Raw genomic sequence first — 25,449 nt, 5'->3', positions numbered from 1 at the left:
AAAGTTGCATGTACGTTGGCTGCAACTCAAATTATTTAGCGTATTAGTGGATAGCCCTTTTGTTAATAACAACTAAATAGTGTTCTGGAAGGAATAAGCATGCCTCGCCCGATATCTGCCACGCTGAATTTATCTGCGCTACACCATAATCTGAATGTTGCGCGCAGTCATGTGGGAACAGCAAAAATTTGGTCAGTGGTGAAAGCCAATGCCTACGGTCATGGTTTAGCGCGTGTCTGGCAAGGGCTGGCGGCAACGGATGGATTTGCTTTACTGGATTTAAACGAAGCTATCCTGCTGCGAGAGCAGGGCTGGCAAGGGCCAATTTTACTGCTGGAGGGGTTCTTTCAAGCGCAGGATTTAGTGTTGCTGGATCATTATCGCCTGACGACGGTGGTGCACAGTGACTGGCAGCTTGAGGCCATCAAAGCGGCCCGCCTGACGGCGCCACTCAATATTTACTTAAAGTTTAATAGCGGTATGAATCGCTTAGGGTTTCCAATTGGTCAGGCGGAAGCTGTGTGGCAATGGGCCAACAGCCTCAGCAATGTCGGCGAAATCACATTAATGAGCCACTTTGCTAATGCAGATAATCCTATTGGCGCTGATGAGCAATTTGCTCAGATCCAGCAGGCCTGCGGACATATTCCGGCGGCTCGCTGCTTTGCCAACTCAGCGGCAATATTGCGTAACCCGGACACCCATTATGACTGGGTGCGTCCGGGAATTATTCTCTACGGCGCGTCACCCAGTGGTGATATCGCAGATATTGCTGGCCTTGGTCTGCGCCCGGTGATGAGTTTGCACAGTGAGATTATCGCGCTGCAATCATTATCCGCCGGTCAAAGTGTGGGTTATGGTAGCCGTTATCGCGCCACTGGTGCGCAGCGCATAGGAGTGGTCGCTTGTGGTTATGCCGATGGTTATCCGCGTGTAGCACCGACGGGAACACCTATCATGGTGGATGGTATATTGACGCACACAGTGGGGGCGATTTCGATGGATATGCTCACCGTGGATCTCACGCCATGTCCGCAAGCGCAGATGGGCAGCAAAGTCGAAATATGGGGTGAGAATGTGCCCATTGACAATGTGGCACAGGCCGCGGGAACGGTGGGGTATGAGTTGATGTGTGCGCTGGCAGCCAGGGTTACCCTTCTGACTTGACGCTGTAGCGGTGTTAGCGGCTCTCGTTACTCGGCCCGTCCATGGGCCTCGCCTCTGCGAGGCCGCTGCAAGCAGCGTTCAAATCTGCTCCCGGAAGATTTGTCACCCGAATCACTGACTTATGTCAGCTCATCGGGATGAGTTCGTTTGCTGCCTTGCTACAACACCAATTCATTTGGGTAATCGGTTTCTTATTAGCTATTGAAGTGGCGTGCTAATTTATCTTTTGCAATTTACCGCGTACATGTTTGCTGGCACGGCGTGCTTGCCAGGCCAGTAAGCAACCGGCCAACATCACAATAGCCAGAGATAACTTAGGTTCAATCGGCAAGGCCATCGCCAACAGACCTAATCCCGCGCCTCCTGCCATCTGTACAAACCCAACCAAGGCTGAAGCAACACCGGCTTCATTGGCATAAGGCTCCAGTGCATAGCTGGTGGCTGGCCCCATCATAAAGGCTAAACCGGCACAGGCACTGGCAACGGGTAACATGTAAACCAGCCAGTGATGCTGCACTTCAGGTGATAAGCGCAGGCCGTATAGCAGGCTGAAACAGCCGACTGCCATCAGTACGCTCCCCGTCATCAGACAGGCTGGGCGGCCCACTTTTTGGATAATCCGATTCGCAAAAAAGCTGACGGCCATGATCCAAAAACCATTGGCACCGAACACCAGCGAGAATTGCAGTGGGCTAAGCCCCGCGCCTACCATCAAGACATTGGGTGCCAGAGAGACATAAGTTAAAGCCATTCCCATCGCGCCCGCATTCACTAGCGCGAAAGTCAGAAAACGGTCGTCGCGTAGAATGCGCAGATAGTTTTTAATCGGCAAACTCTTCACCGGTTGCGTATCTGCCGGGCGAGTCTCCGGTAGGAAAACGATAACCAGGATTAATACCAACAATCCGTACAGAGCCAGGAACCAGAATGGCGCGCGCCAGCCAAAGGCTTCGGCTAACAAACCACCTAATAATGGGGCTAATGCCGGCACGATATTTAATGTGCCATTGAGGAAACCAAAAGCACGGGCAGCTTCATTGCCGTTCAGGCGGTCGCGCACCCCACTGAATGCCACCACTGCGGTACAGCAAACGGCCACACCTTGTAACAGGCGAGAGCTGACAAACATGAAAGGGCTGACAGCCAGAGCAGCCATGGCGGCACCTAGCATGTAAAGGATTATCCCGATGATGGCAATTGGTTTGCGGCCATATTTGTCAACCAATGGCCCGGCAATCAGTTGCCCAATCCCCAGCACCAAAATAAACAGCGCAATGGTGGATTGGATCAATGACTCGCTACTGTTCAGCCCCTTGGCAATAGCAGGAATGGTGGGTAAGTAGAGGTCGATGCCCAATGGCCCGAGCAATATCAGGCTTAACAGCAGAAAAAGGAATTTTTGCATAACAACAAAACAACATCCAGATTACAAAGGCAGCAAGGATAAAGAATTTGCCGACAAATGAAAAGGTTGAGCATGACCCAACCCAGCGATAGTGACAATGTCACTTCAAACTGATGACAAACCCAACGACTCGATCTTGCAAGGTTAAGACAGGTAGAAGAGTAAAGCGTCCGCGCCAGGGACGGCGCGGCTCGAGCCCCCAGGGAAGGGTTTACGGCGTCTTTACGATCTGCCTGTTTTCACCGATACGGGCACTTTGCCATTAACCTCTAGTGACAATGTCACTTATTGGTGCTTAGAAATCTCTAATAGATTACTACAACCAATCATATATCTCTTGTTATTCGCTGGCTAACTTGTCAGACGATGCTCTAACCATTTTTCCAGTTTAATCGCCGGCAGCGCTTCGGAAAATAGAAATCCCTGACCAATCAGGTAACCTTGTCGACTCAACAAAGTGCGCTGGGCTTCATTCTCTACCCCTTCGACAATCACCGACAGTTGCAAACTCTCGCCAATGCGTATCACTGCTTCACTTAAGGTTCGACTGGTTTCATCATATTCAAGGTCGTGCACAAAACTTTTATCCAGCTTGATTTCATCAAGATCCAACCGGCGCAGGTAACTGAGGCTGGAATAACCGGTGCCAAAGTCATCCATTGATAGCCGCACCCCCAGACGATGAATTTTTTCTATCGTCGCGAAAATAGCTGGGTTATTTTCAATCAATATGTCTTCGGTAATTTCCAGCGTCAGATCCTGCGGCGGTAAATGATAATGATGCAAAATATGCAGGATCATGTCAGGCAAACCCAGATTGTGAAAATTGGTTGGGGATAAGTTCACTGACACAGATGGGACATCAATGCCCCGCAAGCGCCAATCTGCCAATTGTCGACAGGCGGTTTCTATCGCCCACAGCGCCAGTTCATTGATCAGGCCGCTCTCTTCGGCCAGCGGAATAAAACGTTGTGGTGGGATATCTCCCAAAATTGGGTGCTTCCAACGGCTTAGCGCCTCCACACCATACAGATGGCCATCTTTTAGCATCACTTGCGGCTGATAAAATAATTCAAGGGAGCCGATGTGAAATGCATGGCGTAGGGCATCTTCCATGTCTTGTCGCTGTTGATTGAGATTATTCATTTCTACACTGAAAAAATTGAAATGCCCACGTCCCATATTCTTCGCTTTATGCATCGCGATATCGGCATGGTTCATCAGGGTATCCATTTCCATACCATTTTCTGGGTACAAGCTGATGCCGACACTGGCTGATGGAATAATAGTCATGTTGGCTATTTGGCAAGGCTGAGACAGCAAACTAAGCATTTTCTCCACCCTCACGGTGGTTTGCTGCATGGTGCATGAGGTCAGAATAATAATAAATTCATCACCGGACAGGCGGCCAATAATGTCGTTTTTGGGCAAGCTGTCGCGTAGCCGTAGGGCAATAGCGGCCAGTAATTCATCGCCAGCAGCATGACCGAGTGAGTCATTAACTTGTTTAAACCGATCCAGATTAATCACTAACACCGCCAGCGAATGATTCATTTCAGTTGCCAGAGCAATGGCTTGTTTGGCATACACTAAAAACTGGGTGCGATTGGGCAGCCCGGTCAATGAATCATAAAAAGCCAAATGCTGAATTTGTTTGCGTGAGAGTTCCCGCTCCATGGCAAGAGAACATAAATTGGCAATTAGTTTGACCAACTGTCGATGAAAATCACTGGGTTTTTGTCTCTGTTTATAATAAAAAGCAAATGTACCAAGAACCTGCCCCTGGCTGGAGAGAATGGGAGTTGACCAGCAAGCCAATAAACCATGCGGTAATATCAAATGACGGTAGTCCTGCCACAACGGGTCGGTGGCGATATCTTGTACTTCAACTGCTTGTTTGCGAAATGCAGCAGTCCCACAGGAACCGGCAAATGGGCCGATGGGTACACAGGAGAGGATGCTCGTATAGTTGAGTGGCAGGCTAGGGCCAGCAAGATGGCAAAGGTGATTCTGCCCGATGCTTTGTAAAATACTGGCGGTCACTTCAGGGGCAATCCGCTCAACTTCATGACAGAGTAATGACATCACTTCTTCAAGTGGGCGCTCGCGGACCAAGGCTTCCAGCACTTTATATTGCAACACTTCGTACATTTTTGTCAGGGTGATATCCGTTAGCACCCCAATGCTGTAACTCTGCTCGCCTTGTTCATTCACCAGTGAGTTTATCACGGCTGAACACCAATGGGGTTGCCGGTCTTTACTGTAAAAAAGCTCTTTAGGCAGGAGTCGTTGGCGCGTATCGGGGGAGGGGCCATTGACTGGTGCGAGCTGTTCAGGATGTGCACTTTGCAGTAGATCGACCATGTTATGCCCCAGCGCTTGTTCTGGGGTATAACCAAACAGTTTCGTAAATCCCTGATTAATATAAACAGCTTGTTGCCCGTGTTCAGTGTTCGCAGCAATAAACATTGCGCTATCACTACGGTCGGTTAATTGCGTCAAAAGCTGCACCCACTCTTGGGTTGCTCTTTGCTGTTCAATTAAAAAGGTAATGTCTTTGGCGATTTTTACTATGCGGGTCACAGAACCATCAGGGCCGGGTACTGGTTGATAAATGGCCGCCAGCCAAACTGTTGAACCGTCTTTATGTAAACGCTCAAAACGTCCTTCCAGCGATTGTCCAGCCAGTAGGCATTTTTTAATTTTTTGATATTCTTCGCTGCTGGCATAACCGGGATGACAGAACATCAAATGGTGTTGGCCGATGACTTCATCGCGCTGATAGCCAAAATAATCAAGATAGTTTTGATTAACTTCAATAATGTGACTGGAAAGATCAAACTCAATAATTGCTAATGAATGATTCAATGCAGTTAATAAGGCATTATTTTCGTTGTACTTAGACTGCCTGTTTTTCTGCCATTCTACTGTTTTTTTGGCTTTCATGATTAATTCCTGGGAAAAAGAATCGCTTGGCAGTCTTGTTTCTTGTGGTTTGAGCGAAGTATCACTGTGGCTATTGGAATATCACTATTTGTTTATAAATAGAATAAGATTAATGACAAATATTCAAATGTGAATTAAAGCGTAACATGCAAAAAAAATACTGCCGTCTTAATTCATAATGATGCTGTTTTGGGCACAGAATATAATATTAAGTTTAGTCGATAACCGGGGAGGGAAAGAGAGGATTTGCGGAGAGTATCGGGCCGCTCAATATTCTGGCTTGAAAAGCCATTACCTGACAATAACGATATCAGGTAATGGCGGGTCATTTAGAGGTTATGCGTGATTATCCATCGAACCAAAGCGGCCACTATTAAAATCAGCGATAGCTTCGGCTATTTGCTCCTGCGTATTCATCACAAATGGCCCGTAACCGATAATGGGCTCATCGATTGGTTCACCACTGAGTAATAACAACACTGCATCATTATTCGCTTCAATCGTGACATGGCTCCCGGTAGCGTCCAACAACACCATTTCTGCATCGCGGGCAATGGCATCACCATTAACCTGCACTGTACCGCGCAATACAATTAGTGCTGTATTCCAGCCATCAGGCAGGGAGAACTCGGTGCTTTTCCCTTGATTTAGCCGGATATCCCAGACATTCAGTGGCGAGAACGTATTGGCTGGGCCATTTTTCCCGGCATAATCACCCGCAATAACACGCAGGCTGCCCGCACCTTCAGGTAATGCGACCTGAGGAATATTTTCACTGCGAATCGCCTGATAACCCGGTGTGGTCATTTTATCTTTTGCCGGTAAATTGACCCACAACTGCACCATTTCAAAAGCCCCGCCACGTTTCGCGAAGGTATCGGAATGGAATTCCTCATGCAGAATACCGCCACCTGCGGTCATCCACTGCACATCGCCGGGGCCAATAACTCCACCTTTACCGGTAGAGTCACGATGTTCAACTTCACCGTCATACACAATGGTCACTGTTTCAAATCCACGATGTGGATGTTGCCCGACACCACGACGATGCTGCGTCGGGGTGAAATCCATTGGCCCGGCATAGTCCAGCAACAGGAACGGGCTGAGCTGTTTACCATGGCTCTGATATGAAAACAGTGAGCGAACCGGGAAGCCATCACCCACCCAATGTTGGCGCGGTGCACGATAAATGCCTTGGACTTTTTTCATCGTTTCCTCCTTACAACAGCCTTAATAAGGTATAGCAGCCTGACTATTCAATCCGCCTGGCCACAAGTTGAATAAAGTATATATTCAGGATAATTTCGGCAGTAGATAGCAAAATTGGTTATCAGTGTTCTATTATTAGGACAATAATAAACAACAGAGAGGCGGAGTATGCAGGATCTAAACGATCTTTATTATTACGCGGAGGTAGTTGAGCACGGCGGATTCAGTGCCGCCGCCAGAGTATTAGGGTTACCCAAATCAAAACTGAGTCGGCGGTTGGCGTTATTGGAAGAGCGACTGGGGGTTCGATTAATTCAGCGTTCAACCCGGCGCTTTGCGGTGACGGATGTCGGGCGCACCTATTACGAACATTGCAAAGCGATGCTGGAAGAAGCCAAAGCAGCACAGGAAGCGATAGAGTTAACGCGAGCAGAACCGCGCGGCGTAGTGCGCATCACCTGCCCAGTGGCACTGTTGCAGGCCACGGTCAGTGCCATGTTGGCAGATTTTATGGCCAGTTGCCCTCTGGTGACGCTGCATCTCGAATCCACTAATCGGCAGGTAGACCCGGTTGCTGAAGCCATAGATATTGCGATTCGGGTTCGCCCACCTCCGTTGCAAGACAGTGATCTGGTGTTGAAGGTTTTGGGTAACCGCTGTCAGTGCCTGGTGGCCAGTCCTGAATTGATAGCTCGTCTTGGGGAAGTGAAAGTGCCGGCTGATTTAACCGGCTGGCCAAGTCTTGGACTGGGGCAGCCTCAACAGGAGTTTATCTGGCATTTAGACGGGCCTGAAGGGGCGCATGCGGCGGTCTATCATCAACCGCGACTGGTGACCGCTGATATGACCACATTACGCAGCGCGGCGGTAAGTGGTGTCGGGGCAGTGCAGTTGCCTGTCATGATGGTGACGGAGCAATTAGCCGCGGGTGATTTAATTCGCCTGCTACCGCAATGGTCATTGCGCCATGAAATTATCCATGCTGTTTTCCCTTCACGGCGTGGTTTATTGCCCTCAGTGCGCAGTGTGCTCGATTATTTGACGTTGCGTTTTAGCCAACTTGACGATCAATAAGCTGCTATTGCGTTAGTCACTGTTGATGGGGGTGCCAATATTGGCCGCCCAAACTTTAATCCGTTTATCGAGCGTAACGGTAAAGCCTGATTTCAGTTGGTTATAGAGTTTATTAACTTTGGCAGCATCATGCAGCGTGTAACTTATCACGGTGTGATCAGTGGTTGTCAGGCAACTGTACTCGACGGTGAAGATATCATTATTAAAAGCAAATTCTGTGGTTGTTTTCTTATTATCACAGGGCTCATTGTCTATTAATGAAATCACCATATTTGCCCAATCAGTTGTGGGGCCAGCAATGCTGATAAGCACCGGCTCCTCATCTTCTGTTTGGGTAGCCCCGTATAAAACGCCGCCTTGAATATGCCAAATATTATATTCTTTGGGATTATAAACTGCCTGTGATGGGGCGATACACGCCAGCCAAAGTATCAGTAAAAGTAAGGGGCGCACAGTTCCCTCTGGAACACAATAAACCCAAGAATTTTATTATCATAAATGATTTATTTGGGCGGATAAACCAATGATTTTAATTGGATAATTATACTGTTTGTTAATTTAAAACCGGCATTTATTATAGTTAATAACCAATAAACTGGTGGTTTATGGCGCTTTAATGTTTATGGCGATGATGTGCGTCGGGGAAATGTGGGTGAGAATGCGCCGTCGGGTGGTGCTGATGAGGGTGTTTATGGGGGATATCAGCATCGATGGGGAAGTCATGTGAATGCAGGTGGTGTTCGTCATGGAGATGTTCGTGCTCGTGCAGTAAGCTCTCATGGTGGTGCTGGTGCTCATGCTGTTCGGTCAGATGCAACCAAATTCCTATTGCCATTAATAACCCAGCCACGATCAAAGGGATTGTTATAGCATCCCCCATAGCTACTGCCAGCGCCGCACCTAAGAAAGGCGCGATAGAGAAATAAGCGCCGGTACGAGCAGTACCTAGGTGGCGCAAACCAATAACAAACAGCGCCAGACTCACGCCATAGGCAAAAAATCCTACCAGCAGGGCACCTGCCAGATTGATCACTGGTGGTAAGGTTGCGCCGAGGGCAAATGCCAATGCGAGATTCACCAAACCCGCTACCAATCCTTTGACCGAAGCAATCCAGGTGGCGTCCGTCAGCGAAACTTTACGGGTCAGATTGTTATCAATACCCCACGCGAAACAAGCACCCAGAATAGCCAGCGTCGGCCACAATCCGGCAAAGCGAGCTTCTCCCGGCCAGCTCAGAATCGCGGCACCCGCTACAATCACCATCATGCCCAAGGCAATTCGGCGGTCAAAATTCTCTTTGAAAGCAAACCAGGCGAGCAGGGCAGTGAATACCCCTTCGGCATTGAGGAGCAGTGAGGCTCCCGATGCGGGCATACCGGTAAGGCCTATCATCAGTAGCACTGGCGCAATGATCCCTCCGGCGCTAATCGCGCCGATAAACCACCATAATTCATTACGCGGTAACTTGACGGCCGCCGGGCGGGTTATCAACCGATATAGCGCCAAACCTACCCCCGATCCTAAATACAGCAAACCGGCCAGCAACCACGGACTCACCGTATTCAGCAATTGTTTTGCCAGCGGGGTTCCCGCACCAAACAGTACCGCAGCAGTTAATGCCGCCAATACACCCGGTTGTCGCAGTCCATCATGCCATTTCATTGGGTAGCTCTGGGAATTAAACAGGGAGTGGAAATTTTAGCGCATTAAAAAGCCGGAAAGCTATTTCTGTGGCAGAAAAAGATGACCGGCTAGTTTGGAAGTTAATTATCAACAGTCTGCCTATGGAACAACTCACGAAATACCGGATAGATATCTTCGGGTTCCCTAATATGCTGCATGGCAAAGTTCTCATATTTTGCCTGTAAGTCTTCATATTCGCGCCACAGCGTTTGATGGGCACGGCGGGTTATCTCGATATAACTGTAGTAACGCACCACGGGAAGAATTTTTTTCGCCAGCAATTCATGACACAGAGGCGAATCATCAGCCCAGTTATCGCCATCCGAGGCTTGCGCCGCATAGATATTCCATTGCGCCGGGTCATAGCGTTCTTGCACTACTTCATCCATCAGTTTCAGCGCACTGGAAACAATGGTTCCACCGGTTTCTTGCGAATAGAAAAACTCTTGTTCATCAACTTCTTTTGCTTGGGTGTGGTGGCGGATATACACCACATCGACATTTTTATAAGTCCGGCTCAGGAACAGATACAGCAGAATATAAAACCGTTTTGCCATATCTTTGGTGGCTTGATCCATAGAACCTGACACGTCCATCAAGCAAAACATCACGGCCTGACTTGATGGCTCCGGGCGTCGTTCATAGTTCTTATAGCGCAAATCGAAGGTATCAATAAAAGGTACCCGGGCGATTTTTTGTTTCAACTCGGCAATAGCTTTACGTACCCGCTCTTCTTCCAGTAATTGTGCCGGTTCCGAATTCTCCAATGTCTTAAGTGTTTCTTCCAATTCGCGTAGTTCACGGCGTTTACTGGCCGTCATGGCTGTGCGGCGGGCCAGCGAGTTTTGCAGTGAACGCACCACACTGATATTGGCAGGAACCCCATTGGAGGTATAACCCGCACGATGGGTTTTAAATTCAGTAAGCTGTTTATACTGATTTTTCTTCAGGTTAGGTAGCGCCAAGTCTTCAAACAGTAAATCGAGATACTCATCTTTGGAAATCTGAAAGACAAACTCATCTTCGCCTTCACCGTCCTGACCCGCATTCCCCTGACCACTGCCGCTGCCGCCACCGCCACCTTGCGGGCGCTCTACGCGGTCATTAGTGACAAAATGATCATTACCTGGATGTACCCGATGGCGCAGTCCGCCACGGCCCTGGTGGAACATCGGCTCATTGATGTCGTCAATGGGAATAGACACTGACTCGCCACTCTCAATATCAGTTACCGACCTTTTATTGATGGCATCAGAAATTGATTGTTTAATTTGCGACTTATAGCGACGCAAAAAGCGCTGGCGATTGACCATGCTTTTATTCTTGCCGTTAAGTCGTCTGTCAATAAAGTAGCCCATAACTCCCCCTGCCTCTATTCCCTGCATCTTCCACACTGTGACTGTGCTGGCTGGCAACACAGCCACAATGCAAAAAGCTGTACCTGTAATATTAGGGTGGTTCGATAACAGGTTATGATGATTTTCTTACCCGCAGATACCATTCACACAGTAAACGAACCTGCTTACGGGTATAACCTTTCTCCATCATCCGATCGACAAAGTCATCATGCTTTTTCTGCTCATCCGTTGAAGTCTTGGCGTTAAAGGAGATAACCGGCAATAACTCTTCAGTGTTAGAGAACATTTTCTTCTCAATCACCGTGCGCAACTTCTCATAGCTGGTCCAATTTGGATTGCGGCCATTGTTATTGGCTCTGGCGCGCAACACAAAGTTGACGATTTCATTACGGAAGTCTTTCGGGTTGCTGATACCCGCAGGTTTTTCAATTTTCTCCAGTTCAGCATTCAGCGATTCACGGTCAAACAGTTGCCCGGTATCGGGGTCACGGTATTCTTGATCCTGAATCCAGAAATCGGCGTAAATAACATAGCGGTCGAAAATATTTTGACCGTATTCAGAGTAGGATTCCAGATAGGCAGTCTGAATCTCTTTGCCGATAAACTCAGCATATTTCGGGATCAAATAGCCTTTCAGGTGCTCGAGGTATTTTTCCGCGACATCCTGCTGGAATTGTTCGCGTTCAATCTGCTGTTCCAGCACATAGAATAGGTGCACCGGGTTAGCTGCCACTTCTGCATGGTCAAAGTTAAATACCCGTGACAGGATTTTAAAGGCAAAACGGGTCGAAAGGCCGTTCATCCCTTCGTCAACCCCAGCATAATCGCGATACTCCTGATAAGACTTGGCTTTCGGATCAGTATCTTTCAGGCTTTCACCGTCATACACCCGCATTTTGGAGTAAATGCTGGAGTTTTCTGGTTCTTTCATTCTTGAGAGAATGGAGAACCGCGCCAGTGTTTCCAGCGTCCCTGGGGCGCAAGGCGCATGGGTTAATTCACTGTGATTCAACAGTTTGTCGTAAATTTTGATCTCTTCTGATACCCGCAAGCAATAAGGCACTTTGACGATATAGACGCGGTCCAGGAAGGCTTCATTGTTTTTGTTGTTACGGAAAGTTACCCATTCTGATTCGTTAGAGTGCGCGAGAATAATACCGCTGAATGGCAGGGCAGAGATCCCCTCAGTGCCGTTATAGTTCCCTTCCTGAGTAGCAGTCAGCAATGGATGCAGCACCTTAATCGGCGCCTTAAACATCTCGACGAACTCCATAATTCCTTGGTTCGCGCGGCACAAGGCCCCGGAATAGCCATAAGCATCAGGGTCATTTTGGGCATGGTTTTCCAGTTTGCGGATATCAACCTTACCCACCAGGGCAGAAATATCCTGATTGTTTTCATCACCTGGCTCAGTTTTCGCAATCGCGACCTGCTCAAGAATAGAAGGCCAGACTTTGATGACTTTAAATTTGGTGATATCACCACCAAATTCATGCAACCGTTTGGCCGCCCACGGCGACATGATTGTGCCGAGATAGCGGCTAGGAACATTGTATTCTTTGGCTAGAATCGCCGCATCTTCCTGCGGGTTGAATAAGCACAATGGATGGTCATTAACCGGGCTGCGCTCACCATTAGCACTTAGAATATAGATAGGCACCCGTTGCATCAGTGCTTTTAAACGTTCAGCCAGTGATGATTTACCCCCACCCACCGGGCCGAGCAAATACAGAATCTGTTTCTTCTCTTCTAACCCTTGAGCCGCATGTTTAAGGTAAGAAACGATCTGCTCTATGGCTTCTTCCATGCCATAGAACTCTTCAAAAGCAGGGTAGCGGGCGATAACTCGGTTAGAGAACAGCCGAGACATGCGGGATTCGAGTGCGGTATCAACCATGACAGGCTCACCAATAGCCATCAGCAGACGTTCAGCCGCATTGGCATACGCACTGCGATCTTGCTGGCAGATGGTGAGGAACTCCTGCAGTGTGAACTCTTCGTCCTTGGCAGCCTCATAGCGTTGGCGGTAGTGATCAAATATGTTCATAGCGATGCCCGTCCTGTTTGAATGGTTGGGAACATAAAATAATAGTAGTGCTTTATTGGGTTAAAATTTTGAAACTACTACCTTATTGTTATGGTCGCGTCTCTCATAAAGGTCAAGTTGACATTAACGACAGATTTACCACCCCTGGTACATTAAATAACCACTATTCAGTAATTAAATCTATTTTTTATTTCATTGGCAGTGTTTTATATTTAATTAATTGAGATTATCTATTTGAATATATTGTTATTTTATTGTAATCAAATCTGCGTAAATTTTTAGGTTATTAACTAGTTTTATTTCGGCGAGAAATTGAACAGAAAATATTGATATTGGCTGAGAATGTGTAAAGATTTCGCCACGGGCAAGCAATTGATTTACACTAGGTTAACTAACGATTTTGTTACCAAAGGGATTTTTCCGTGAAAAAACATGACATAAAAACGAAGCAACTCAAAACACTGGCGGCATTGGCTGTTGCAACTGCGGTTTGCATGCCAACTGCGATGGCCGGAACATGGTCTCTGGGGGCCTCAGCATTAGTCAGCCCTGACCCATATCGCGGTAAGAATGACCGTGTTTACCCAGTGCCTATCGTTTCTTATGAAAGTGATAATTTCTATTTCCGCACATTGGCTGCGGGTTATTATCTGTGGAAAGATGACACCAACCGTTTATCGATTGATGCCTATTATTTGCCACTGCATTTTACGCCGGGCGACAGTGACGACCAGCAGATGAAGCAGTTGGATAAACGCCGTAGCACTTTGATGGCGGGGATGTCTTATTCTCATATTGAGGATTGGGGGACTTTGCGCGCCATGTTCTCCGGTGACGTGCTGGATAACAGTGGTGGTTTTATCGGCGATCTGGCTTATCTCTATCGTTTCAGTGTTGATAGCTGGACGCTGACTCCGGGCGCTGGTGTTGCCTGGAACAGTGAAGATCAGAATAAGTATTACTATGGTGTAAGCGGCGGGGAATCTGCCCGTAGTGGCCTGGCTCAGTACAGCCCTAATGATAGCTGGTCACCGTATCTGGAATTGTCGGCAAACTACAATATCAACCCAAACTGGAATGCTTTCTTTACTGGCCGTTATATTCACCTGGCAAATGAAATTAAGAATAGCCCAATGGTTGATGCATCCTGGACCGGCGTACTGTGGACTGGGGTCACATATACCTTCCGTTAATTTATCACGCACCCTATCTGAACAATAAAAAATGGGGCTTTGTGCCCCATTTTTGTATCTGCAATATCAGCCGTTATTGGGCATTCTTGCGACTACGAATGGTCATGGCCAGACGTGCAGGGGAGTCTTGTTTGGCAACCAACGGTTTATTCACCCGCGCAGTTTCTACACAAACCATTGTTTTATAGCCATCATTTGGCATATCAACCATGCTGCTCGACAGTTCAGCACCTGGATTCCACGCAACCACATCACTTTGATGATGATGATGCACTTCAATGGTACGTTTCAGCGCGGCATCTTTTATCAGGCTGTAGGCTTCAGGGTGGGTATAGATGCGGTCGGTTTGACCGTTAAAGACCAAGTCACCTTGTTGCGTTGCATCAGCAATTTTTAGTACTTTATCAAGGTACTTATCGCCCAGGCCACTGATCTTAATCTGGCTGATATCGCCAATCTGGAAGTAGGTGTGCAAGGCAGCAACTGCTTCGTAATCACCGTGTGATTCTAATTCCATTTCACATTCTTCGCCCAGCTTGAAGCGGGCAATCAAAGTGAAGGGATGTGGCCAGAATTGACGAGAGGCATCGCTGTCTTCCAGAGTGAAGGTCAGGATAACCCCATTCTCATTTTCATCATGGGCGCTGAGCGTCCATGGCAGTAAACGAGCAAAACCATGAGAAGGTTGTGCTGATGGGCCGAACCAAGGCCAACAGATCGGCACACCACCACGAATAGCGACACCGTCTTTAAATGGCGTGTTGTTGCTTAACCAGATAATCGGCTGTTCACCACTTGGTTGGAAAGCCAATAAATGAGCACCTTGCAAGCTGACTGCGGCACGCACTTTCGGATGGGAAACCACTACGATTGGCAGTTCGTCCAACTGGCGCTGGCTGATATAAGGTGAAATTTGTTCAACAACGGGCAGGGTGAAAACTTTCTCGTTCATTCGTTTGGCCTTATGAGCAAAGGGGCTAGAGATCCATTGAACTTCAGACTTTCGATAATATCACAGGCTTTCTATCTTGCAGCAAATCGGCGCTAACCGAGTAGTGAATCATTGATATTGCGCAATTTTATTTGTAGTGGGGCAATGGAAAGAGTGTGGTTTCACACTGTATCAACAATAAAAAAGCCACCCGAAAGGGTGGCTTTTGGCAGAAATCTACATCAATCCATTATTTGGAGATGTGAGAGATCAAGTCCAGAACTTTGTTTGAGTAGCCAGTTTCGTTATCGTACCAAGAAACCAGTTTCACAAAGTTGTCATTCAGTGCGATACCAGCTTTAGCATCGAATACTGAAGTCAGTTTTTCGCCGTTGAAATCGGTAGAAACAACGTCGTCTTCGGTGTAACCCAGAACGCCTTTCAGCTCGCCTTCTGAAGCCGCTTTGATAGCAGCACAGATTTCTTTGTAAGAAGCTGGTTTTTCCAGACGTGCAGTCAGGTCAACAACTGAAACGTTAGGAGTAGGAACGCGGAACGCCATACCAGTCAGTTTGCCGTTCAGTGCTGGGATAACTTTACCTACTGCTTTAGCAGCACCGGTAGAAGAAGGGATGATGTTCTGGGATGCGCCGCGGCCGCCGCGCCAGTCTTTGTGAGACGGGCCATCAACAGTTTTCTGAGTAGCGGTAGTTGCATGCACAGTGGTCATCAGCGCTTCAACGATACCGAACTTGTCGTTGATAACTTTAGCCAGTGGAGCCAGGCAGTTAGTAGTACAAGAAGCGTTAGAAACGATTTCCTGACCTGCGTATTCTTTATGGTTAACGCCCATAACGAACATCGGGGTGTCATCTTTAGACGGACCAGTCAGAACCACTTTCTTAGCGCCAGCAGCGATGTGCTTACGTGCAGTTTCGTCGGTCAGGAACAGGCCAGTTGCTTCAGCAACAACGTCAACCCCAACTTCGTTCCACTTCAGGTTAGCCGGATCTCTCTCTGCGGTAACACGGATGGTTTTACCGTTAACAACCAGGTGGCCGTCTTTTACTTCTACAGTACCGTCAAAACGACCGTGAGTAGAGTCGTATTTCAGCATGTACGCCATGTAATCAGCGTCCAACAGGTCGTTGATTGCAACGATTTCGATGTCAGAACGTTCCTGAGCAGCACGGAAAACAATGCGACCGATACGGCCAAAACCGTTGATACCTACTTTGATAGTCATATATTCCACCAGCTATTTGTTAGTGAATAAAAGGTTGGTTGTAAAATTACAAAAACCTTACCGAGCGTCAAGCGGAATCGTGTCAATTATTGCTACAAATCAAACCAGACAGGGTAGATCGAACATTAATCACGCGTTTCCAGATACGATTAGCCTCATTTTTATATTGGGGCGAATTATTCAGTTTAAAGTGAGAATCAGTAATATTTGCGATTTTTATCACATTTATACTGTTGCCGCTTCGATGGCATACAGTTTAGGACAATTTTAACTGCTTTGTTGTTAATTTTTTGTTATTATTAGACGTTGTTTTCGTTGACTTTATTCCCTGCCAGAGAATCGCACAAATGGCTAAAGAACTGAACCCTACAGAAAATATTGAGAAACTGACCGATATTCAGCGGCATGTCACCCAACAACGGGGGACGGAAGCGCCTTTTAGCGGCAAATTACTGCATAACAAGCGCGAAGGGGTATACCAATGCTTGTGCTGCCACCAGCCGCTTTTTATCTCAGAGTCGAAGTTTGATTCGGGCTGTGGCTGGCCAAGTTTCTATCAGCCTTTGGATGCTGAATCTATTCGCTATATCGATGATTATTCTCATAATATGCATCGTGTCGAAATTCGCTGTGGTCATTGTGATGCGCATTTGGGGCATGTCTTCCCTGATGGCCCGCAACCAACAGGGGAGCGTTATTGCGTGAACTCGGCCTCACTCAATTTTGTTGATGACCAAAATGGCGAACAAATCCCCGGATAAATGCCGGTTGTTGTGGCCATTTTATGAGTGAAAAATCGATTCAGCTTATTATTCGTTTACTGAGGATGCTCTGATGGAGCTTGAAGACCTGATTTCAGTGATGACGCCCGAAATCTACCAACGTTTGATGCTGGCGGTAGAGTTAGGCAAATGGCCTGATGGTGTGGCATTGACGCCTGAACAGAAAGAGAACAGTCTGCAAATGGTGATGTTGTGGCAGGCTCGCCATAACGAAGATGCCCAACATATGAGCATCGGCACCGATGGCCAGATAGTGATGAAAACCAAGCAAGAGCTGAAGCAACAATTCAGTCAGCCGACACTGGTTAAATTGAAGCCCGAATAATCGTTCAAGCAACTTAGGCTTGATACAGGGAAAACGGAGCCAGATGAGGCTCCGTTGATGCTTATCTTATCGAATCAGCGAGCCGTCAGTTGCTTTACTTCAGCAATAAATTGCGCCAGCGACTGTATGTTAGCTCCGGCCTCACTCATAGCATCAAGGGCCAGTTGGCTGTCTTGTGGTTGCAAATTGACGCCACGACACCCCTCCCTGATGACAGATGTTTTATAGCCTAATGTCAATGCATCCAACACGGTGTATTTCACACAGTAATCTGTTGCTAACCCCATAATGAACAGGCAATTGATCCCTTGTTGTTGTAGCCAATTATCCAGCTGTGTTTTTGCCCGCCGTCCATTGTCGAAAAAAGCACTGTAGCTGTCGATATCCGGATCCTGACCTTTACGGAAAATCTGGGTAATAACTTCTTGATTCAACTTTGGATGCAAAGCTGCTCCAACTGAATTCTGAACACAATGCACCGGCCACCACACTTGGGTTAACCCCTCCAAATCACCGACCGTCCAGGGTTGTGCATTTGAATTGACAGCAAAACTGCGATGTTCTGCAGGGTGCCAATCCTGGCTGGCGATAACCGGTATTTGGTGAGCCAGGCAGGTAGCAATAGCTTCATTCGCAATGGCAATTACCGCGTCGCCCTCGGCAACCGCTAACGCACCACCTGGGCAAAAATCATTTTGTAAATCAATTAAGAGCAGTGCTGCGTTCATTCACACTCCATCAGATAGATTAGTGTCAGTGAGTTCACCGCGCAGATTTTGTTGCATCAAGCGGCGAATCTCTTCAGGAGATAAAGGTTGGCTCAATAAATAGTGCAGTTTGGTCAGCGCCGCTTCAACAGTCATATCAGAGCCGCTGATAACCCCTGCATGTGCCAATGCATTACCGGTGGCATAGCCGTCCATATTGACTCTGCCGGAAATACATTGCGTTAGATTCACCACCACAATACCGCGCTCACTGGCATTTTTTAATTCATCCAATAACTCGGCTTTTTGTGGTGCGTTACCGACACCATAGGAGCGTAAAATAAGCGCTTTTACTGGCTGTAACAAGAAGTTACGCACAACAGCACCAGAGATACCCGGATAGATAGTTACCACACCAATCGGCTGGGGGGTGATGTTATGCACAATCAATGGGCCGCGATTGATAGGGGATTCGATTGAGGCCATCCGACGAATATGAATACCTGCTTCGAGCAGCACCGAGAGATTGGGTGAAGCAAATGCATCAAACCCATCAGCATGGGCTTTAGTGGTTCGGTTGCCGCGAAACAGTTTGTTATTAAAGAACAAACTGACTTCATTGACCGGATGGTTGGCGGCCAGATAGAGAGCATTCAGCAGGTTGGTTTGCCCATCAGAGCGCAACTCTGCCAGGGGAATTTGCGAACCAGTGACAATCACCGGTTTAGCTAAATTTTCCAACATAAATGAGAGCGCTGAGGCGGTAAACGCCATGGTGTCGGTGCCATGCAAAATCACAAAGCCATCATATAAATCGTAATTTTGCTGAATATCATTGGCGATATGTTGCCAGTCCTCAGGTGTCATATCCGAGGAGTCAATTAATGGCGCATATTCATGGATAGTAAAATCCGGCATTTCCGGGCGATGGAACTCAGGCATAAGCGCAAGCTGGCGCTGTAGATGGCCGGAAACCGGAATGTATCCGTTATCCGAGCGTTGCATACCAATAGTCCCGCCGGTATAAGCGACATAAATAGATTTCTTCTGCATGAGCAATATGCCTGAAAGGTGGTGCGAAATGAGATGGCTGAATTATAGGGCGACTGGCGAGGAAAAAAAGCCCGACAGGTGCCGGGCAGAGTATTTATCTACTATTTGCTTAATTTACTAGCGTACATCACCGCAAGTTAGGCATAACGCATAACGATTCTGTGGGTCATTGAGCGTATTCATTAAGTTGGGCTGATCTTTTACCGCTTGTGCCACAGCAGATATTGGTGCAGGCAACCAGGCTTGAATCGCAGTAGGTAACATCGCCTGTACTGACGCACTCATCTGGCCGAAAATCAAATCACTGAGGCTTGGTTCATCAACAAACCAATTCAGTTGCCAGGTTTTCAGTTGTGCCAGCTCAGCGACTTTCTTAACTGCATCGTCAAAATCACCCAGTTGATCCACCAAACCGTTATTTTTGGCATCCATTCCAATCCAAACATGGCCTTGGGCTATTTGGTCAACTTGCTCTGGTGTTTTATGGCGAGCGGTTGCCACCAAATCAATAAAGGTTTTGTAGCCATTTTCGATATTGATTTGCATCATTTGAGAAAACTCAGGTGGCAAATCTTTGGTCACAGAAACATTCGCCAGCGGCGATGTTGCGACACCATCGGTATGTACTCCGATACTTTCCAGGGTATTTTGGAACGTATTAATCACACCGAAAATACCGATCGAGCCAGTTAGGGTACTTGGGTTGGCAATGATGTAGTTGGCCGGCGTTGAGATCCAATAGCCGCCTGATGCTGCCATTCCGCCCATTGATACCACCAATGGTTTATTAGCCGCCCGTAATGCTGCCAGCTCAGAGCGGATCAGTTCCGAGGCGCTGACGCTGCCACCTGGGCTGTTGACCCGCAAGATTACGGCTTTGATTTTCGGATCTAACCGCGCCTGACGAATTTGGGCGGCTAAAGCATCACCCCCCACATTTCCTGGCGTTTGTGGCCCATCCATGATGGCACCATTAGCAAAGAGCACTGCTATCTGTCCACCTTGCTGTGGAGTTGGAGTCGGTTGGTAGTCATAAATGCTGACATAGTTGAAGTCGTTATTCTTCTTATCCCAGCCGAAGGCTTTAACCAACTCATTTTCCATTTCTGGGCGTGTGGCTAATTGATCGACCAGTTTGCTCGACAGGGCATATTGCGCTTGAGAGCCACCTGCGGCCTGCAATCCACTGACAACGCCTGCCGCCCCTGGGAACAATTGTTCTGGGGTTAATTGCCGATTAGCCGCAACAGCTGTCAAATAGTTTTGCCATAAACCACCAATCCAGCGAGTGTCCGCCTCACGTGCGGCAGGGGACATATCATCACGAATCATCGGTTCGACAGCAGATTTATAGGTGCCGACGCGGAAGATATTGGTGGTGACTTTGAGTTTTTCCAATAGTGATTTGTAGTACAGATTATTGCTAGCAAAACCATGCAGAGCGACAGTCCCTTGCGGTGACAGGTAGATCTTATTGGCAAAGCTGGCTAAGTAGTACTGAGTTTGATTATAGCTTTCGCCAATCGCGTAAATGGGTTTACCGCTATCACGGAATTCCCGCAGCGCTTTGCCAATATATTGTAGAGAAGGTTGGTCAGCACCAGTAAAGTCGCTCAGTGATAACACCAGACCGGTAATATTATTGTCAGCTTTTGCCAACCGAATGGTTTCTACAATATCAAACAGGGAGTTTTCCTGTAGGCGATTGCTGGATGCCCCTAATAACTCACGTCCCCATTGGCGCAATTTATTATTTACCGCAGGTTGATCGACAACGACACCGCTTAAATTCACTAACAGTGCGCCTTTAACCGGTTCTGCCGGTTTGCTTTGGAACTGAAGGTAAATACCGACGCCGACCAAAATCAGCAGTATCAGGAAAAGATTAAGAATAAACTCTCTGGCAAAATTCAGCAGACGCCAGGTCCACTTGAAAAAGCCAGCAATAATTCGCCACAAAGTGCGCATGTTATCTCCAACAAAACCGGGCAAGTATCGTTATCCTAATGACCTGACGAACAAAAGTCAGCTTTAAATCATCGAGAAACTTTGCTAATAGGCCAACACTGGCAACAAAACGACAACTTATGCTACCGTGTTGAAAATGAAAATCGTTATCAGGAGAAAATGATGGATGCATTGGAACTGTTACTTAATCGCCGTTCAGCGTCGCGCTTAGCTGCTCCAGCCCCAGCAGGCGAAGCATTAGACCATATTATTCACGCAGGAATGCGCGCTCCGGATCATGGCACATTGCAGCCATGGCGCTTTGTTTTAATTCAAGATGAGGGGCTGCAACGTTTTAGCCAATTGCTACAGGATGCGGTCAAGCACGATGGTTCTGATGAAGCTGTGTTGGAGAAAGCGAAACAGGCACCTTTCCGTGCGCCTTTGATTATTACTGTCATCGCTCATGTTACAGAAAATCCTAAAGTCCCTAACTGGGAGCAAGTTGTTTCTGCCGGTTGTGCGGTGCAAGCTATGCAAATGGCGGCACTGGCTCAGGGATTTAATGGTATTTGGCGCACCGGTTCCTGGACACATCATCCGGTTGTCCGTGACGGTTTTGCCTGCCGTGAACAAGATGAAATTGTCGGTTTCCTGTATCTTGGGACACCACAGCTGAAATCAGCGACCAAAGTGACACCACCCGATCACTCGACTTTTGTTCGTTATTTCTGAGAGATAGCGGCTATTTTTTACACGATACTACGCAGCCTGTTGCTTTTATCGGCAACAAGCTGCGTTTTCGCCTGCTTTGTGACCAACCTATCTGCCCGAATACCGCTCTCTACTTACTAAGCTAAGCTAGAGACGCTACCATAGGTGCCTTGGATGCATATACCCGTCATACTTCAAGTTCCATGTGTGTTGGCTATGTTCAATTACCCGAATCATTTACTCATGTAAGCTCATCGGGTTCTCTCGCTTGCCGCCTTCCTGTAACTCGAATTATTTAGGGTATATATATCTTTAAACGGCTTATTACTGAATCATCAGACGGGAGAGTGTTATGACATCGCCAGCGATACGTCTTACTCAATACAGCCACGGAGCGGGCTGCGGTTGCAAAATTTCGCCCAAAGTATTGGATAAAATTTTACATTCTGAGCAACAAAAGTTTCTTGATCCTCGCCTGCTGGTAGGCAATGAAACCCGTGATGATGCAGCCGTTTATGATATTGGCAGTGGTGTCGGTATTATCAGTACCACCGACTTTTTTATGCCGATCGTTGATGATCCTTTCGACTTTGGACGCATTGCTGCCACCAATGCTATCAGTGATATTTATGCCATGGGCGGTAAGCCGATTATGGCCATTGCGATATTGGGGTGGCCAATTGATAAACTGGCACCTGAAGTCGCCCGGCAAGTTATCGAAGGCGGCAGATATGTTTGCCAACAAGCGGGGATTTCGTTAGCTGGGGGGCATTCTATTGATGCGCCGGAGCCGATTTTTGGTTTGGCCGTTACGGGTATCGTTAGCACTGATCAGGTTAAGAAAAACAGTGCAGCTAAAGCGGGCTGCAAACTGTTTCTCACCAAACCGCTGGGCATTGGTATTCTCACTACCGCTGAGAAGAAGAGTCTATTACGGCCAGAGCACCAAGGTGTTGCTACGGAAACAATGTGTCAACTGAATAAGTCTGGTGCTGACTTTGCGCATATTCCGGGGGTCACAGCCATGACTGATGTGACCGGGTTCGGGCTGCTGGGGCATCTCAGTGAGATTTGTCAGGGGTCGGGTGTGCAGGCTACATTACATTTTTCGTCTATCCCTCGGTTACCCGCAGTAGAAGAGTATATTGCTGCAGGTTGTGTTCCGGGCGGAACGGGGCGCAACTTTGACAGCTATGGTCATCTGATTGGCAAAATGTCCGATTTGCAGAAGAGTTTACTCTGCGACCCGCAGACATCAGGGGGCTTGCTGTTAGCTGTTTTACCGGATGCCGAGGCGCAAGTGCAGGAAATAGCCGCTCAACATGGCATGACGCTCAGTGCCATTGGTGAACTCAATGTACCAGATGACAACCGAGCTTTGATTGAGATAATAGAATGACCTTTTCTTTGCTGTCTTTTTATTTGATGTGTCAGCGCGGTGAATGATGCGACTTTTTATTGCCGAAAAACCGAGCCTGGCACGGGCGATAGCCGATATCTTGCCAAAGCCGCATCGCCGGGGTGATGGATTCATCGCCTGTGGTAGTGACAACATGGTGACCTGGTGTGTGGGCCACTTGTTGGAACAAGCTCAACCTGATGCTTACGATAGCCGCTATGCGCGTTGGTCATTGGCCGATTTACCGATAATTCCTGAAAAATGGCAGTTACAACCTCGTCCTTCAGTCAGTAAACAATTAAATGTTATCAAACAGTTGTTACAACAAGCTGATGAAGTTATTCATGCAGGAGACCCTGATCGTGAAGGGCAACTTTTGGTTGACGAGGTATTGGATTACCTCGATTTGGCGGCAGAGAAACGGCAAAATGTGCGGCGTTGTTTGATTAATGACTTAAACCCGCAAGCGGTTGAGCGCGCCGTGGAGCGGTTGCGCTATAACCGAGAATTTATCCCGCTATGTGTTTCTGCACTGGCGCGAGCCAGAGCCGACTGGCTGTATGGCATCAATATGACTCGTGCCTATACCATTCTTGGGCGTAATGCTGGCTATGATGGTGTGTTGTCCGTCGGCCGCGTACAAACCCCCGTATTAGGGCTGGTAGTACGCCGTGATGAAGAAATAGAAGATTTTGTTGCCAAAGATTTTTTTGAAGTTAAGGCTCATATCGTCACGCCTGCCGACGAGCGCTTTATCGCACTATGGCAGCCGAGTGATTCTTGTGAATCCTATCAAGATGAAGAGGGGCGTTTGTTGCATCGCCCATTGGCAGAACATGTTGTAAACCGTATCACGGGTCAACCTGCTTTTGTCACCTCCTATAATGATAAACGGGAATCAGAAACTGCTCCTTTGCCGTTCTCTCTTTCTACCTTGCAGATTGAGGCCGCAAAACGGTTCGGATTAAGTGCACAGCAAGTGCTGGATATTTGCCAACGATTGTATGAAACGCACAAATTGATTACGTATCCGCGTTCGGATTGCCGATATCTACCAGAAGAGCATTTCGCCGGGCGTCATTCGGTACTCAATGCCATTAGTATCCATCAGGCCGATCTTTTGCCGCTGGATGTGATGGACAGTGATAGGAGCAACCGCTGTTGGGATGATAAAAAAGTCGATGCCCACCACGCCATTATTCCGACGGCACGGGCCAGTAAAGTGAATCTGACAGCCGATGAGAGCAAAGTTTATCGATTAGTCGCGCAGCAATATCTGATGCAATTTTGTCCTGACGCGCAGTTCCGTAAATGTGTTATTGAGCTGGATATTGCAGGGGGTAAGTTTATCGCTAAAGCCCGTTTTCTGGCCGAAGCGGGTTGGCGCACCTTGCTCGGTAGTAAAGAGCGGGATGAAGAGAATGAAGGCGCACCACTGCCTGTGGTTGAGAAGGGGGCAGAATTGTTGTGTGAGCGTGGTGAGGTTGTGGAGCGTCAGACTCAACCGCCCCGGCCATTTACCGATGCGAGTTTATTATCAGCCATGACGGGTATTGCACGTTTTGTGCAAGATAAAGAACTGAAGAAAGTGCTACGTGCAACCGATGGTTTGGGGACCGAAGCAACACGAGCCGGTATTATTGAGTTATTGTTTAAACGGACTTTTTTGTATAAAAAAGGCCGTTACATTCATGCCAGTCCGGCGGGAAGAGCATTGATTCATGCACTACCGGATATCGCAGCGCGACCTGATATGACGGCGCACTGGGAATCAACACTGACACAAATCAGTGAGAAAAACTGTCGCTATCAGGATTTTATGCAACCGCTGGTGGCCACATTGCAGGATTTAATTAATCAGGCAAAACAAAATCGTTCACCTCAGGTTTTTCGCGGGTTGCCAACAGCCCCGACTGGGGCGATAAAGAAGCGCAAGAAAACACCATCCAAAACCAAGGAGAATAAGTCATGAGAACATGGGTAATGCTGGGATGTATTGGTTTTGCCACACTTATTTCCGGTCAGGTTTTGGCAAATCGGAATAATGTTGATGTTGTCGTTCCTTTACCTCCCGAGGTGTGGAATAACTCATCAAATCGCAATACCAACAATAATTCCTGCACACGCTGTTGTATTTACCAAAATCAAAATTACTCGGAAGGTGCCGTATTACGAGTTGAAGGTGAAGTTTTGCAATGTGTGCGTGATCCCAACGTAGTTGGAACTAATCCACTTATCTGGAAAAGATTAACCCGATAATCG

Annotated in this window: 21 protein-coding genes; 9 read left to right on the top strand and 12 right to left on the bottom strand. The window is 47.6% G+C overall.

The window, feature by feature from the left end; all coding sequences use genetic code 11:
- Nucleotides 1–99: 99 nt before the first annotated feature.
- Nucleotides 100–1,167: a catabolic alanine racemase DadX gene (dadX, locus tag FTB31_RS18770; protein WP_050075512.1), complete on the top strand. Its 1,068-nt coding sequence runs from the start codon at nucleotides 100–102 to the stop codon at nucleotides 1,165–1,167.
- A gap of 214 nt (nucleotides 1,168–1,381) precedes the next feature.
- Here dadX and FTB31_RS18765 read toward each other — a convergent pair whose 3' ends face one another.
- The 3 genes from FTB31_RS18765 to FTB31_RS18755 all read right to left on the bottom strand — a co-directional run bounded on the left by FTB31_RS18765 (nucleotide 1,382) and on the right by FTB31_RS18755 (nucleotide 6,727).
- Nucleotides 1,382–2,572, bottom strand: coding sequence for a multidrug effflux MFS transporter (locus tag FTB31_RS18765; protein WP_050075513.1), 1,191 nt, complete (start codon nucleotides 2,570–2,572; stop codon nucleotides 1,382–1,384).
- A gap of 351 nt (nucleotides 2,573–2,923) precedes the next feature.
- Entirely contained in the window at nucleotides 2,924–5,518 is a 2,595-nt protein-coding gene (locus FTB31_RS18760) for a bifunctional diguanylate cyclase/phosphodiesterase (RefSeq protein ID WP_227719895.1), read from the bottom strand.
- A gap of 336 nt (nucleotides 5,519–5,854) precedes the next feature.
- On the bottom strand, nucleotides 5,855–6,727 hold the full coding sequence (locus FTB31_RS18755; RefSeq protein ID WP_077175382.1) for a pirin family protein: 873 nt from the start codon (nucleotides 6,725–6,727) through the stop codon (nucleotides 5,855–5,857).
- A 168-nt stretch (nucleotides 6,728–6,895) separates the two neighbouring features.
- On the opposite strand from FTB31_RS18755, the gene FTB31_RS18750 reads away from it, so the two are divergent.
- Nucleotides 6,896–7,801, top strand: a complete 906-nt coding sequence (locus tag FTB31_RS18750; protein ID WP_227719894.1) for a LysR family transcriptional regulator — start codon at nucleotides 6,896–6,898, stop codon at nucleotides 7,799–7,801.
- A 12-nt stretch (nucleotides 7,802–7,813) separates the two neighbouring features.
- On the opposite strand, the gene FTB31_RS18745 is transcribed toward FTB31_RS18750, so the two are convergent.
- The 4 genes from FTB31_RS18745 to yeaG all read right to left on the bottom strand — a co-directional run bounded on the left by FTB31_RS18745 (nucleotide 7,814) and on the right by yeaG (nucleotide 12,890).
- The gene (locus FTB31_RS18745; RefSeq protein WP_050075517.1) at nucleotides 7,814–8,254 is read right to left on the bottom strand and encodes a hypothetical protein; all 441 of its coding nucleotides are present in this window, start codon (nucleotides 8,252–8,254) and stop codon (nucleotides 7,814–7,816) included.
- A gap of 160 nt (nucleotides 8,255–8,414) precedes the next feature.
- A complete protein-coding gene (locus FTB31_RS18740) occupies nucleotides 8,415–9,464 on the bottom strand; it encodes a DMT family transporter (RefSeq protein WP_077295185.1) in 1,050 nt (349 codons plus the stop codon).
- A gap of 101 nt (nucleotides 9,465–9,565) precedes the next feature.
- Nucleotides 9,566–10,843, bottom strand: a complete 1,278-nt coding sequence (locus FTB31_RS18735; RefSeq protein ID WP_050075519.1) for a YeaH/YhbH family protein — start codon at nucleotides 10,841–10,843, stop codon at nucleotides 9,566–9,568.
- 112 nt (nucleotides 10,844–10,955) lie between these two features.
- Entirely contained in the window at nucleotides 10,956–12,890 is a 1,935-nt protein-coding gene (gene yeaG / locus FTB31_RS18730) for a protein kinase YeaG (RefSeq protein WP_019079537.1), read from the bottom strand.
- 422 nt (nucleotides 12,891–13,312) lie between these two features.
- Here yeaG and FTB31_RS18725 point away from each other — a divergent pair, with 422 nt between their 5' ends.
- Nucleotides 13,313–14,083 (top strand): MipA/OmpV family protein, encoded by a 771-nt coding sequence (locus FTB31_RS18725; protein WP_320407096.1) that lies wholly within the window; start codon nucleotides 13,313–13,315, stop codon nucleotides 14,081–14,083.
- A 73-nt stretch (nucleotides 14,084–14,156) separates the two neighbouring features.
- Here the strand turns inward: FTB31_RS18725 and FTB31_RS18720 are convergent, their stop codons facing one another.
- Together FTB31_RS18720 and gapA are read right to left on the bottom strand one after the other, a co-directional pair.
- Nucleotides 14,157–15,035 (bottom strand): D-hexose-6-phosphate mutarotase, encoded by an 879-nt coding sequence (locus FTB31_RS18720; RefSeq protein ID WP_050075521.1) that lies wholly within the window; start codon nucleotides 15,033–15,035, stop codon nucleotides 14,157–14,159.
- Nucleotides 15,036–15,264: 229 nt separating this feature from the next.
- Nucleotides 15,265–16,260 carry a glyceraldehyde-3-phosphate dehydrogenase gene (gapA, locus tag FTB31_RS18715; protein WP_050075522.1) on the bottom strand — a complete coding sequence of 332 codons (996 nt, stop codon included), beginning with the start codon at nucleotides 16,258–16,260 and terminating at the stop codon, nucleotides 15,265–15,267.
- Nucleotides 16,261–16,607: 347 nt separating this feature from the next.
- On the opposite strand from gapA, the gene msrB reads away from it, so the two are divergent.
- Nucleotides 16,608–17,021 carry a peptide-methionine (R)-S-oxide reductase MsrB gene (gene msrB / locus FTB31_RS18710; protein ID WP_050075523.1) on the top strand — a complete coding sequence of 138 codons (414 nt, stop codon included), beginning with the start codon at nucleotides 16,608–16,610 and terminating at the stop codon, nucleotides 17,019–17,021.
- A 73-nt stretch (nucleotides 17,022–17,094) separates the two neighbouring features.
- Nucleotides 17,095–17,367 carry a YeaC family protein gene (locus FTB31_RS18705; protein WP_050075524.1) on the top strand — a complete coding sequence of 91 codons (273 nt, stop codon included), beginning with the start codon at nucleotides 17,095–17,097 and terminating at the stop codon, nucleotides 17,365–17,367.
- Between the two features lie 74 nt (nucleotides 17,368–17,441).
- On the opposite strand, the gene pncA is transcribed toward FTB31_RS18705, so the two are convergent.
- From pncA to sppA, 3 genes are all read right to left on the bottom strand, one after another.
- Nucleotides 17,442–18,095, bottom strand: a complete 654-nt coding sequence (gene pncA, locus FTB31_RS18700) for a bifunctional nicotinamidase/pyrazinamidase (protein WP_050075525.1) — start codon at nucleotides 18,093–18,095, stop codon at nucleotides 17,442–17,444.
- Nucleotides 18,096–19,127: an asparaginase gene (gene ansA, locus FTB31_RS18695; RefSeq protein WP_050075526.1), complete on the bottom strand. Its 1,032-nt coding sequence runs from the start codon at nucleotides 19,125–19,127 to the stop codon at nucleotides 18,096–18,098.
- Nucleotides 19,128–19,244: 117 nt separating this feature from the next.
- Nucleotides 19,245–21,095, bottom strand: a complete 1,851-nt coding sequence (gene sppA, locus FTB31_RS18690) for a signal peptide peptidase SppA (RefSeq protein ID WP_227731688.1) — start codon at nucleotides 21,093–21,095, stop codon at nucleotides 19,245–19,247.
- 162 nt (nucleotides 21,096–21,257) lie between these two features.
- Here sppA and FTB31_RS18685 point away from each other — a divergent pair, with 162 nt between their 5' ends.
- The 4 genes from FTB31_RS18685 (at nucleotide 21,258) to FTB31_RS18670 (ending at nucleotide 25,446) form a co-directional block, all read left to right on the top strand.
- A complete protein-coding gene (locus tag FTB31_RS18685; protein WP_050075528.1) occupies nucleotides 21,258–21,809 on the top strand; it encodes an NAD(P)H nitroreductase in 552 nt (183 codons plus the stop codon).
- Nucleotides 21,810–22,140: 331 nt separating this feature from the next.
- Nucleotides 22,141–23,187: a selenide, water dikinase SelD gene (gene selD, locus FTB31_RS18680; RefSeq protein WP_050075529.1), complete on the top strand. Its 1,047-nt coding sequence runs from the start codon at nucleotides 22,141–22,143 to the stop codon at nucleotides 23,185–23,187.
- A 46-nt stretch (nucleotides 23,188–23,233) separates the two neighbouring features.
- Nucleotides 23,234–25,159 (top strand): DNA topoisomerase III, encoded by a 1,926-nt coding sequence (locus FTB31_RS18675; RefSeq protein ID WP_227731687.1) that lies wholly within the window; start codon nucleotides 23,234–23,236, stop codon nucleotides 25,157–25,159.
- Nucleotides 25,156–25,446, top strand: coding sequence for a DUF1496 domain-containing protein (locus FTB31_RS18670; RefSeq protein WP_050075538.1), 291 nt, complete (start codon nucleotides 25,156–25,158; stop codon nucleotides 25,444–25,446). The genes FTB31_RS18675 and FTB31_RS18670 overlap by 4 nt, the downstream gene beginning before the upstream one ends.
- The last annotated feature ends 3 nt before the right edge of the window (nucleotides 25,447–25,449 follow it).

This window comes from Yersinia proxima, from assembly GCF_902170785.1.
GTDB lineage: Bacteria > Pseudomonadota > Gammaproteobacteria > Enterobacterales > Enterobacteriaceae > Yersinia > Yersinia proxima.
This window is presented reverse-complemented; position numbering and strand designations above follow the sequence as displayed.